Origin of the sequence: Sporosarcina sp. FSL K6-3457 (assembly GCF_038007285.1) — a bacterium.
In the GTDB taxonomy this organism is placed as follows: Bacteria; Bacillota; Bacilli; order Bacillales_A; family Planococcaceae; genus Sporosarcina.
In genome coordinates this window covers 1,903,189-1,915,274 of sequence record NZ_JBBOWX010000001.1, presented here as the reverse complement: position 1 = coordinate 1,915,274, position 12,086 = coordinate 1,903,189, and the positions used below count along the sequence as shown (strand labels likewise).

General features: G+C 39.3%; 10 protein-coding genes. 2 read left to right on the top strand and 8 right to left on the bottom strand.

The features are described from left to right. Window positions 1-26 precede the first annotated feature (26 nt). The 5 genes from N1I80_RS09190 to N1I80_RS09170 all read right to left on the bottom strand — a co-directional run bounded on the left by N1I80_RS09190 (window position 27) and on the right by N1I80_RS09170 (window position 5,776). Window positions 27-1,964, bottom strand: coding sequence for a BglG family transcription antiterminator (locus N1I80_RS09190; protein WP_340737579.1), 1,938 nt, complete (start codon window positions 1,962-1,964; stop codon window positions 27-29). A gap of 188 nt (window positions 1,965-2,152) precedes the next feature. After that, on the bottom strand, window positions 2,153-3,541 hold the full coding sequence (locus tag N1I80_RS09185; RefSeq protein ID WP_340737578.1) for a glycoside hydrolase family 1 protein: 1,389 nt from the start codon (window positions 3,539-3,541) through the stop codon (window positions 2,153-2,155). A gap of 253 nt (window positions 3,542-3,794) precedes the next feature. Next, window positions 3,795-4,100, bottom strand: a complete 306-nt coding sequence (locus N1I80_RS09180) for a PTS lactose/cellobiose transporter subunit IIA (RefSeq protein ID WP_340737577.1) — start codon at window positions 4,098-4,100, stop codon at window positions 3,795-3,797. Between the two features lie 40 nt (window positions 4,101-4,140). After that, the gene (gene celB, locus N1I80_RS09175; protein WP_340737576.1) at window positions 4,141-5,427 is read right to left on the bottom strand and encodes a PTS cellobiose transporter subunit IIC; all 1,287 of its coding nucleotides are present in this window, start codon (window positions 5,425-5,427) and stop codon (window positions 4,141-4,143) included. A 25-nt stretch (window positions 5,428-5,452) separates the two neighbouring features. Then, window positions 5,453-5,776, bottom strand: coding sequence for a PTS sugar transporter subunit IIB (locus N1I80_RS09170; RefSeq protein WP_340740009.1), 324 nt, complete (start codon window positions 5,774-5,776; stop codon window positions 5,453-5,455). 197 nt (window positions 5,777-5,973) lie between these two features. On the opposite strand from N1I80_RS09170, the gene N1I80_RS09165 reads away from it, so the two are divergent. Both N1I80_RS09165 and tnpC read left to right on the top strand, forming a co-directional pair. Further along, entirely contained in the window at window positions 5,974-6,915 is a 942-nt protein-coding gene (locus tag N1I80_RS09165) for a Gfo/Idh/MocA family protein (protein ID WP_340737575.1), read from the top strand. 300 nt (window positions 6,916-7,215) lie between these two features. Beyond that, window positions 7,216-8,676 carry an IS66 family transposase gene (tnpC, locus tag N1I80_RS09160; RefSeq protein WP_340737574.1) on the top strand — a complete coding sequence of 487 codons (1,461 nt, stop codon included), beginning with the start codon at window positions 7,216-7,218 and terminating at the stop codon, window positions 8,674-8,676. A gap of 268 nt (window positions 8,677-8,944) precedes the next feature. Here the strand turns inward: tnpC and N1I80_RS09155 are convergent, their stop codons facing one another. Genes N1I80_RS09155 through N1I80_RS09145 form a run of 3 tightly spaced genes read right to left on the bottom strand, consistent with a single transcriptional unit; the run spans window position 8,945 to window position 11,986 of the window. Then, window positions 8,945-10,045 (bottom strand): Gfo/Idh/MocA family protein, encoded by a 1,101-nt coding sequence (locus tag N1I80_RS09155; protein ID WP_340737573.1) that lies wholly within the window; start codon window positions 10,043-10,045, stop codon window positions 8,945-8,947. 17 nt (window positions 10,046-10,062) lie between these two features. Further along, window positions 10,063-10,806 (bottom strand): ThuA domain-containing protein, encoded by a 744-nt coding sequence (locus N1I80_RS09150; RefSeq protein WP_445683642.1) that lies wholly within the window; start codon window positions 10,804-10,806, stop codon window positions 10,063-10,065. A gap of 19 nt (window positions 10,807-10,825) precedes the next feature. Next, entirely contained in the window at window positions 10,826-11,986 is a 1,161-nt protein-coding gene (locus N1I80_RS09145) for a Gfo/Idh/MocA family protein (protein WP_340737571.1), read from the bottom strand. Between the last annotated feature and the right edge of the window lie 100 nt (window positions 11,987-12,086).

Genomic DNA, 12,086 nt, shown 5'->3' with positions numbered 1-12,086 from the left:
TAATACAAGAACCCCAAAATTAAAATTCAGTTGCTAATTAATACTTTCATAAACTCCTCATACGTTTTTACGTTAATCAGCTTTTCTACAATCGAGCTATCATGAATAATCTTCCCCAATAAATCGTACATCACTTGTAAATCTTCCTGACTATTTTTTTTGACACTTAGTAAACAAATAAATTGCACAGGTTTATCATTCCATATAATAGGTTTTGTTAATGTACATACAGCTAGAAAGGTTTTATCCGAATTGGGTGTTATCGGATGGGGAATCGCCACTAAATTTCCGAAGGAGGTCGGCGCCACTTTTTCCCGCTCGTAAATTGCAGCAAGAAATGTTTGATCTACTAACCCTTTGTTCAGTAATGTAGTATGCAAAAATTCCAATGTTTCTTCTTGAGATCCAAAGCTTTTAGTTAAAAACATCAGCTCTTCTTGAAAATAAGAATGCAAGTTTTGTTTTGTATTCACTATAAATTTTTCTATTTTTCTTATATCTGTATCACCTAAAATCGCATTCACCACAATAACAGGCACCGATAATTGTTCTTGAATTGGAATAGAGCTAATAATCAAGTCAATGTCCATTAAATTATATTGATCCAGCTTGTAATACTCAGTAGTCCCCACAAGATCTAAACCTTCTCCAAACTGGTTTTTCAATTTATAATAAATTAATTGTGCAGTCCCTAATCCAGAGGCACAAACAATCAAACATCTCTTTGGGCCGACCTTTAGTTTTCTTCGTTCAATTGCAGCCCCTATATGAAGCGCAAGATAGCCTATTTCATTCTCATCTACTTCTATACCAATATGCTCATTTATAATTGATCCAGCTATAATGCCTGCTTCGAAAGCAAGTGGGTAATTTTTCTTAATGTCTTCAAGCATGGGATTCCTGACATTCATACCATATTTATAGCGGTTAACTGCGGGCTTTAAATGTAAGGATAATGCAATAATAAGTTCTTGATCTGCACTAACCCCAAGATTTAATTTAGACTCTATCTTATCCAATATTTTTGTTGCTATTTTAGAAATATCTTCTTCCACCACTTGTTTAATAATTTTATTGTTTGTATTCATTTGTAATAATATTTTCGTACCAAGTAAATGTAGTGCAATATAAGCTGTTTCTTCTTGGGGAAAATCAACATGAAACTTCTCTTCCACTTGCCTAACAATTTCATGGGCAACTTGATATTCCTTCTGTTCAAGTATTTCATCTAGATCTGTCTGATAGAGTGTTACATGATAACCTGCTTTTATCCTTTTATATGCAATCGCCATGTGAATCACCAGATTATTGATGGCTATATCGGATACCGTAATGCGATGGATATTTATTTGACTTACAATAATTTCCAGAATAGAATCTAGCTCCCCTTGAGATAACAATGTAAATTGGGGTTTGAATAATTGCCCACCTATCCCTTCCTTGCGATCAAATATATATTCAGCCATACAAAAACGTAACTTTAGCTCATCGCCAGTTACTTTTAACCCATAATTAGGCCGTGCCTCCAAACAGATATCATACAATGCTAACTTTTTTTTAACATGCACTAAATCATTTTGAATGGTTGACTTACTCACATACATTTCATCTGCTAAGTCATCGAGCTTAATGTAGCTTTCGCTTAACAGGAATCGCTTGATGACATGAACTATTCGCTCATCTGGCAATCTAGGAATAACTGCTTGTGCCGTAGATTCATCACCAGAAATTCGTTTTAAATAGTTACGAAATAATTGCTCATCTGTAATCCTTAATTTATAGCCTTGTCCCATCACTGAATCAATATAGGCCCCATTACCAAGTAGTGACAAATCAAGCGTTTTTATGTCTTCTCTTATCGTTCTTGATGTAACCTGGTTTATAGTCGCTAAATATTTCCCAGTGATTGGTGTTTCTACAGCCATTAGTTCACGGAAAATAGTTTTTGTTCTTAAGGTCAACATAAGACCAACTCTCCTTACCATTTACTCCTTATTTATATGAACTAGATGCTAAACATCTCTTCTCCAGCGAAAGCAGCCCGAATCACTAATGTAGTAAAAAGGCTTTGACCTACAAGTAAGTCAAAACCTTTCCAAAAAACTTACTATATCACTATACTATAACCTAAACTAGAACCTTTTCCCCAGTATTAGAAACCATTATTTTCGGAGACGGCCTTTATCCAATGCGCACTCTTCTTTGGAGTCCTTTTCTTCGTTTCAATATCTACTGAGAAGAAACCATAGCGATTTTTGTAGGCATTCATCCATGACCAATTATCCATGAATGACCAGAGATGATAGCCTTGTACATTACACCCTTCTTCGACTGCTCTGTGCAACCATTTTAAATGTTCACTAATAAATTCAATTCGGTAATCGTCTTGGACTTCACCATCTATCAAAAAGCGTTCCTCGTTCTCAACACCCATTCCATTTTCAGCAATAAACGACTCAACATTGCCGTAGTTTTCCTTAAGGTTGATCATAATATCATAAATACCTTTTTCGTATATTTCCCAACCACGGTGCTTATTCATCTTTCTACCAGGCATTTCATAGTTATCAAAGAACCAATCAGGCATAAATGGACCGTGCGGATTTGGTAAGTGTTCTTTCGCTTTGACCCTTCGTGGCTGATAATAGTTTACACCAAGAAGATCGACAACCCCCTCTTTTAATAATTCTTTATCCCCTTTTTGAGTGACTGGCAATTGACTGTGTTCTCTTAATATATTAATAAGTTCTAATGGATATTCACCTAAGACTGAGGGATCTAAAAAGCTACGATTGAAGAATAAATCTGCTGCCTGGGAAGCTTTTAAGTCAGCTTGATGTTCACTTCGAGGATAAGATGGAGTAAGATTTAAAACAATACCAATTTTTCCATCCTCCATTGCAAATGTGCGATAAGCTTTTACAGCTTGAGCATGCGCAATCATTGTATTATAAGCTACTTGGACTGCACGCCTTGCATCAACAACATTCGGATAGTGAAAGTCGTACAAATAGCCTCCCTCAACTGGAACAATCGGCTCATTAAACGTAAACCATTTCTTCACGCGGTCACCAAACAAGTGGAAACATTCTTTCGCATATTCTGTATACGCCTCTACTACTGCTCTATTTTCCCAACCACCTTCTTCTTGCAGTTCTAGTGGCATGTCAAAGTGATACAGCGTAACAAATGGCTCAATATCATTGGCAATCAATTCATCAATGACATTATTATAGAAAGTTATCGCTTCGGCATTTACCTTTCCACGCCCACCAGGAATTAAGCGTGACCATGAAATAGACATTCGATATGAGTTATGGCCAATTTCTTTCATCAAGCGGATATCTTCTTTATATAGATGATAAAAGTTAGAAGTCGATTCAGGACCTACATTATCGAAAAAACGATTTGGCTCTGTTTTATACCAATGATCCCAAATATTTTGACCCTTTCCGCCTTCATTTGCAGCACCTTCTATTTGTGTGGCAGACGTTGCACTTCCCCACCAAAAGCCTGTTGGAAATTTATATTGTATAGACATTCTAATACCTCCACTTTCCAAGAAAATCAACTACTATAAATTTTGAATCAAATAAGCCTCTGCGTAGTGGCGTCCAGATTATGCATTATGCTACCTAAGTCGTTGCTCGATACGTCAATCAAGGAAGGATAAATTGCATCCTTCCCCAATGTCTACACATTTTATCAAGACGCTTACGCTTTTCTGTAATACCTAGCTCCAAGTGTTAATGCTAACTAGCATTCTATATGACAACATCTAGAGCTTAAAACGACTATTTATTGCGATAGATTTCAACAATTTCAATTGCTAAATCCCTAACAGTCATTGATGTCATTAAATGATCCTGTGAATGGATGAGCATTACGGTTATAGGATTTTCTTCACCGCTAGCTTCTTGTTGTAATAATTTAGTTTGATAGCTATGCGCCTTTCCGAGCTCTTCTCCAGCTTCTTCAATGAGCCGATCGGCTTCAGCGAAGTTTTTTTCCTTCGCTGCCTGTATGGCTTCCATGGCACTAGACTTTCCATTCCCAGCATTTAATATAATTTGAAATGCAATTTCTGTTATTTTATCCATAGCTTACTCCTTCTTAATTCCAAATTTCAATATATAGTAATTATTTCTCTATTTGTTCAGTTTCATAGTATTTTTTATCCATGATTCGTAAGAACGGCCACCAAATAATCATGACAACAAATAGATTAAAGGCTTGCAACACTCCACCCTGCCATGCATTACCTGTTGCCAAGAATCCATTCAAAATAGGTGGTGTCGTCCAAGGGACAATAATTCCTGCTGGTGGTGGAACTAATCCTGTTGCCATTGCAAAATACGTAGTTAATGTAACAACAACGGGTGCTATTAGCCATGGAATCACTACTAAAGGATTCAAAATGATAGGTAGCCCAAAGATAATTGGTTCGTTTACATTAAAGATACCTGAAGGCGTTCCTAATTTAGCTAATTCCTTAAGCTGTCTACTTTTTCCGATTATGAAAATTAGAATAATAACAGCTAATGTCATACCTGATCCGCCCATTCCAACGAGGAACGAATCTATGAATTGTTTTGTTATAATATTAGGCAATTCTGTTCCCGCTTGGAACGCAGCTAAGTTTTGTTCATTCAATGTATACCAGATTGGGTCAAATACAGAGTTAACAATAATTTGGCCATGTAAACCAAAGAACCAAAATACTTGAATGAGCAGCACTGCAACAATCGTAGCAGGTAATCCACTTCCTAAGACAGTCAATGGCCCTTGAATGACAGTATAGATAAAGTTCTGTACCGTTTCAAATGTAGTATAACTAAATAGAATTCGGATTATTAAAAAGGCAGTTAATGTTAACGTAACGGGAACTAATGCACTGAATGATTTTGCTACGGCACTAGGAACACCCGGGGGCATTTTAATTGTCCATTCTTTTTTAACAAAAAAGCGATATAGTTCAGCTGAAATAAAAGCGGTAAATATCCCCAAAAACATCCCCTGTGCCCCTAAACTTGCAGTCGGGATAACACCTGAAACACCGTCTAAAACTTGTGGTGTCATAATAAGTACAGATGCTAATGCAATCACACCACCATAAATCGCTTCTCCTTTGTAGTGTTCAGTCAATTTATAACCAATACCGACAATAACAAATAGCCCCATCAAACTTAATGTTGCAGCTGAAGCTGGACCTAAAGCATTTTGATAGGCTGCTAATGCTTCTGCACTTATCACTTTATCAAGAAACGGCAAATTTGCAATAACAACAAATATCGATCCAAAGATAATTAATGGCAGCGCTATCATAAATCCGTCACGTAATGAGGTTAAATAGCGATTATTATTAAGTTTATCTGCAATTGGCAGCAAAAAACTTTCCAGAAAGTTCATAAATTTATTGTTCTCCATCTTGTTCTCCCCTTTGTCTATTAGATTAGTTACCGATTAATTCTAGCGCTCTATTTAACACCGCTTCTCCATCTAATCTTCCGTACGCCATCGTATCAATGACCTCTAAAGGTATTCCCACCTCTTCTGCAACTTTTGAAAACTTTTTTTTCAAAAATCTCATTTGTGGACCGATTAACAGAACATCCGCGTTTTCAATTTCCTTCATCGCTTTGTCCTGTGAAACTGCCCAAATGTTCACTTCAATTCCTTTTGCTTGCGCAACCTCCTTCATTTTTCCTACTAGCAAACTTGTCGACATCCCTGCTGAACATGCTAATAATATATTCTTCATCTGCAATTCCTCCATTTCTTGTTGTTTCATTATTTTGGATGTACTATTAGTATAGATTGTATGTACCGACAACTACACACACTTTTTTTCCATTAGGTAGAGGAAAAGAGTGAGTATTCAATTTTTTAAGTTGCGAATAAGGGGCTACTATGACACAATAATAACGATTCATAATTCTAAATCGGTAGTTATTAACTGAGGGGGATCGCACTATGAGATTTGGCATCATCGGAACAAATTGGATTACAGATCGATTGATTGCAGCAGCTAACGCACATCCTGAATTTAGCATTGGTGCAATCTATTCTAGAACTGAGGAAACAGGCAGAAGTTTTGCCGATAAATACGAGGTCAAAAATGTCTATACAGATATGGAAAAGATGTTTCAAAGCGGAGATATTGACGCTGTTTATATCGCATCACCAAATGTCTTCCATGCAGAGCAGAGTATCTTAGCTATGCAAAATGGTATTCACGTTCTTTGCGAGAAGCCTGCAGTAACATCTGTAGATGAAATGGATCAAGTGATTCAAGTTGCGAATCAGCACCAAACGATGTATATGGAAGCGATGAAGTCGACCGTTACACCCGCATTTCTCAATGTGAAAAAGCACTTACATAAGATTGGTGCACTCCGTCGATTTGTTTTTCATTACAACCAATACTCTTCACGCTATGATAAATACAAGGATGGGATTATCGAAAATGCCTTCAAGCCCGAGCTCGGCAATGGTGCAAGAATGGATTTAGGCGTCTACACGATTGCCCCGCTTATCCATTTAGTTGGCGAACCAAAGTCTGTACTGAAAAATGACTATTTGTTGTCGACTGGCGCAATTGGTCAAGGCAGTATGATTTTACAGTACGATGGGTTTGAAGCGATTTTAATGTACTCTAAGATTTCGGACTCCTATTATCCAAGTGAAATCCAAGGCGAGAATGGTGTTATTGAAATTGATAAAATCAGTGAGCCTAGTCAGATTATCATCAAATATCGAGATGGGCAAACAGAGGATATTTCCGTACAACATGATTATGAGTCTATGTATTATGAAGTAGCGGAATTTATAACCTGTGTAAACAATAAGCAGATTGAATCTACGATTAATACACATGAGATTTCTCGCAGTGTGGCGAAATTGTTGACAGTATGATACTAAAAAAGTAGTCCTGTATGAATTCAATATTCATACAGGACTACTTTTTGGTTCAAATCTCGTAACTACTTAGGTACCTGAATTGTTTCAATAATCTCGATATGGGTATCTATTTACTAACTATACAATTCATATTCTTCCCAACAACGCTTGGCGCTTGGGGATGCCTCCCGCGATAAGCCTGATAGAAAACCACTATCAGTCTCATCGCTTCGGCTACCCCAGTTGACGCCTTCGCTGGAGATGACATAAAATCATTAGTCCAACGGAGATACTCATAGAAAGGATCAGACTTTGTTGAAAACTCTGATGAAATACACACCCAAACAAATCGATGAGATTAGTCATGGAAAACCATCTGAAATTGCAGCGTTTATCACTGGTCTTCTGCTCTATATTGAAAAGTTGGAAAATCACATTGTCACACTAGAAACACGTGTAAAAGTGTTAGAACGGCAAGTTGGGCTAACCAGTACGAACAGCAGTAAACCACCCTCCAGTGATGGATTACGTAAACCGAAAAGTTTACGGGAAACCGGGGGAAAGAAAGGCGCCCCAAAGGGCAATGACGGTCATACCCTTGAGATGATAGATCAGCCAGATGAAATCAAATGGCACAAGGTGAAAGTCTGCCCTCATTGTGAGACTTCTCTTACTGATGTCCGATCAGAAGGGTATGCCCGTCGACAAGTCTTTGATCTGCCATTTCCTCGTACTGTGGTTACGGAGCATCGAGTTGAAAAGAAGTGCTGTCCTCACTGTTCTGCTCACCAACAAGCATCATTCCCGGAAAACGTGATAGCACCAGCTCAGTATAGAGATGGATGGACAGCTTGGTGTACCTATTTGAACGTTTTCCATTACCTCCCCCTCGAACGAATCAGTCAGCTTTTTCAAGACTTGACTGGCTATCGCCCTAGCGAAGCGACCCTTCTCAACCGTTTAGCCTCTGTTTCCAAGAAAATCGAACCCCTAAATATATACATACAAGAGCAGTTAGTAAAAAGCCCAGTCCTTCATGCCGATGAAACAGGTCTACGTATCGAAGGGAAAACCCAGTGGCTACATGTGGTCAGTAATTCAGAATGGACTCTTTACCATGTACATAAAAACCGTGGAAAGATAGCGATTGATGAACGTGGTTGTCTGCCAATCTATCGGGGAACGCTTGTCCACGACTGTTGGGCTTCCTATTTCCACGCGGATTATTCTTTTACCCATGCCTTGTGTGGAGCCCACCTTCTCCGTGAGTGCCAAGGGATTATCGACTATGATCATCACCAATGGGCTACCGATATGAAAAACCTTTTACAAGAAGCTTGTTATCATAAGAAAAAGTGGGGACACGATGGGAAGCCAATTGAAAACGCAATTGTTCTCGATTGGGAACAACGCTATGACCGCATTTTGGAGCAGGGAGAAAAGGAATGGATCACAAATTCCAAACCAGATGCCCCTACGAAACGTGGAAGAAAGAAAAAGAGTAAAGCAGCTAATCTAGGCGAGCGTTTACGCATTCATAAATCCACTGTTCTGCGGTTTATTCGAGATGAGCATGTGCCTTTTGACAACAATTTGGCTGAAAGGGACATCCGCATGATGAAAGTGAAACAAAAAGTATCGGGCACCTTCCGAAAACAAGAAGGGGCTGAAGAGTTTGCCCGAATCCGCGGCTTCATTTCTACGCTTCGAAAACAGAACCGTGATATATTCTCCTCGCTCACTTCGGTTGTGCATGGCCAATTCTCTTTTGAGTAATGTCTATAGACCGGGCACCACTTATTTGGAAGTAACCAAATGATATACCTCACCATTATGACGAACCAATCTAGCGAAGGAGCGACAAGTGTGAGCCGGAGCAATCAGACCGACAGTGATCTTCTGACGGGCTTATTGCGTAAGGCCATCACCAAGCGACAAAGCGGTGTTGGAAGAACATTATATTAGTTAAGTTCCGACTATATATTTACCTAAGTAGTTACCAAATCTCTTTAATAACACATCAAAACTAGTAAATATTTTACACTTAAGCATGTGAGAACTGATCGTCAGCAGGCAATGGCTCTGGTCTCTTGCAGGTGCTTTGCATATGATAAAATGATCCTTGTTCAGATGAATCATGGAAACCATGCATGGCCTCCAGCACATGGTAAGCAAGTTCTCCATTCGCTCGATAAGAATCACCTCTCAAAATTGCCCTTGCCATATCAGCAACACCAATTCCACGACTGTTGTCATCGTGTTTACGAGTGAGTTCTATATCAACAAATTCTTCTTCACCACGCTTTCGAAGTCGAACAGGACCACCAAACGTATTTGGGTTAGGAACAATCATTGTTCCTTCACTACCATATATCTCAATGGAAGGAAGGCTTGTCCCACCAAATGCGTCAAAACTGGTCGTGATTGTTCCAATTGCACCAGAGGCAAATTCAAGCGTTCCTGCAATATGTGTCGCTGTTTCCACTGTAATCTTTGTGCCTGCTTTTGGTTCACTTAAAATAGTACGTTCTGGATAACTAATTCTAACTGAACCTGACAGTCGCTTAATAGGCCCCAACAAGGCAATTAGCGCTGTTAAATAATAGGGCCCCATATCAAACATCGGCCCGCCACCTTCCTTATAAAAAAAGATCGGATCTGGATGCCAATGTTCAGGACCACGTCCAATCATAAAGGCCGAAGCACCAATCGGAACCCCAATTTCCCCCTTTTCAATTAAATCAATAGCTGTTTGAACACCTGCACCTAAAAATGTATCTGGCGCACTTCCTACGAGTAGCCCTGTTTCTTTAGCAACAGCTAAAATATTTTCGGCCTTCTCACGTGTCACCGCTAAAGGTTTTTCGCCATAGACATGCTTGCCATTTTTAAGCGCTTCAATTGCAACTTCCGCATGCGCCTGAGGAATTGTTAAATTGATCACTAAATCTACATTAGGATTTTCTAACAACTCTTTTACCGTCGATGCTTCCGGAATCTGATATTTTGCCGCCTGAGCACGCGCCCGATTTATATCTAAATCTGCACATGCAATAAGTTCAAGATTGTCAAACTTCGGGATGTTTTCCATATAGATAGAACTGATCGTTCCACAACCTATAATTCCTACTTGTACTTTCTTCATTTGTTCTCCCCCATTTTTCATTGATTGTCCTCCATGCCGGTATACATGTGAGCTGGTCTACTTCTTACATCCATAGTTTTCCTAGATCGCGCTTTTCCTTCTGCCGACCATAAAAATCCATTTCGCATAATTTTCGATACTTCCGGCATCGCTACAACATTAGCTGAATGGCCTATTGAATTATAAAATACCCGGCCAATCCCCCAACGTTTTGTCCAAACAACCGGCATATCCACTGCTTTATTTAGCGAATGAGGCCCTTCAGCGATTGGGAAGCGAGTTGTTGCAAGCACTTCAACAGCAGGATCCACATGCAAATAATATTGTTCACTCACAACCTTAAAATCTTCAATTCCTTCCAAAACACTGCTGGAAGAATAGTTAATAGCAACCGTATATTCAACGCCATCATTTCCAGGATGTGCCACCCAATTACCACCAGTCATAAACTGCCAGTCTACGTTTTTTCTAAAGGAATCACACATCCCACCGTGGCACCCAGCGAGACCAACACCGCTCTTCACCGCTTCCGAGATATTAGTCACATATTGCGGTTCAATCTCACCCATCGTCCAATGCGGAACAATCAAATCTAAGTCTTTTAGTTTTTCAACATCTGCATATGCATCAAGCGTATCAGATAGTTCTACTTCAAAGTGTTCCTGTTCAAGGATTCCTTTAAAAATATTCGCAACTTCCTCCGGTTCATGCCCCTCCCAACCACCATATACAATGAGTGCCTTTTTCTTCACATCATTCATACTCCTCTCAGCAAATGTATTACAGGTCAGATACTGTTATCCACTGCTTTCGTTCTATAGATAAATCAACAGCCTCAAGAACTTGCTGGCATTTCACCCCATCCTCAAAATTAGGAATAGGTTGCCGGTTTTCACGCAAGGCATCTAGTAATTCAACAAACGCATGAGTAAAAGTGTGTTCATAGCCTATTGTATGACCAGTTGGCCACCAAGCTTCGGAATACGCATGTGCGGAATCAGTTGCCAACACACGACGAAACCCTTGAACATCCTCCTTATCATCTTCGAAATAAACTTGTAATTCATTCATACGTTCAAAATCAAAAATAACACTACCTTTGCTACCATTAATTTCGAATGAATTCGTACTACGATGCCCTGTCGCAAAGCGTGTTGCTTCGAAGCTACCAAGTGCACCGTTAGTGAACCTCGCCAAAAATAACGTTGCATCATCAACTGTAACCGGTCCTTTCTCAGTACTCTCTCCACTTGTGGCTGATAATCCATCCATCTCCATAGGAAATGGTCGTTCTTTAATAAATGTTTCGCTCATACCGATCACTTCTGATATATCACCAATAAGATAGTGAGCCATATCAATAAGATGCGCACCTAAATCACCATGGGCACCTGAACCAGCAATCTCTTTTTGCAGCCTCCATACTAATGGGAAATCCGGATCTGTAATCCAATCTTGTAAAAACCACGCCCGATAATGGTAGATTTCGCCTAAACGACCTTCTTCAATCAACTTTTTGGCGAGCATAACAGCTGGCGTAAAACGATAATTAAAGCCAACCATATGCTTTACTCCCGCATCTTCGGCAGCCTGCAGCATTTCACGAGAATCTTGTAATGTAAAAGCGAGTGGCTTTTCACAATAAAGATGTTTGCCTGCTTTAGCGGCTTCAATTGCCATTTCTTTATGTACGTTACTTGGTGCATTTATGTCGATTACATCAATATCATCCCGCATCAAAAGCTCTTTCCAATTTGTCGTATATTCTTCCCAGCCAAATTGCTTAGCTGCCAGAGAAACTCCCTCTTCATTTCTCCCACAAATAACTTTCATTGTAGGTTGAGCGCTTTTTGGAAAAAACATAGGTAACGTCCGGTAAGCATTACTATGTGCTTTCCCCATAAATTTGTAGCCTATCATCCCGATATTAATCGACTTCATCATGTCATCTCCCCGCATATTATGTTCAACCATAATTTCTTTTGAAAATCCAATGACTGCATTAGGTAACTAGCCCTGATGCAGTCGTTGGATTCTCTTA

Bases quoted from the DNA above. Each gene is read 5' to 3' on its own strand.
- N1I80_RS09190 (WP_340737579.1), bottom strand. From the start codon at position 1,964: ATGTTGACCTTAAGAACAAAAACTATTTTCCGTGAACTAATGGCTGTA.
- N1I80_RS09185 (WP_340737578.1), bottom strand. From the start codon at position 3,541: ATGTCTATACAATATAAATTTCCAACAGGCTTTTGGTGGGGAAGTGCA.
- N1I80_RS09180 (WP_340737577.1), bottom strand. From the start codon at position 4,100: ATGGATAAAATAACAGAAATTGCATTTCAAATTATATTAAATGCTGGG.
- celB (WP_340737576.1), bottom strand. From the start codon at position 5,427: ATGGAGAACAATAAATTTATGAACTTTCTGGAAAGTTTTTTGCTGCCA.
- N1I80_RS09170 (WP_340740009.1), bottom strand. From the start codon at position 5,776: ATGGAGGAATTGCAGATGAAGAATATATTATTAGCATGTTCAGCAGGG.
- N1I80_RS09165 (WP_340737575.1), top strand. From the start codon at position 5,974: ATGAGATTTGGCATCATCGGAACAAATTGGATTACAGATCGATTGATT.
- N1I80_RS09155 (WP_340737573.1), bottom strand. From the start codon at position 10,045: ATGAAGAAAGTACAAGTAGGAATTATAGGTTGTGGAACGATCAGTTCT.
- N1I80_RS09150 (WP_445683642.1), bottom strand. From the start codon at position 10,806: ATGAATGATGTGAAGAAAAAGGCACTCATTGTATATGGTGGTTGGGAG.
- N1I80_RS09145 (WP_340737571.1), bottom strand. From the start codon at position 11,986: ATGAAGTCGATTAATATCGGGATGATAGGCTACAAATTTATGGGGAAA.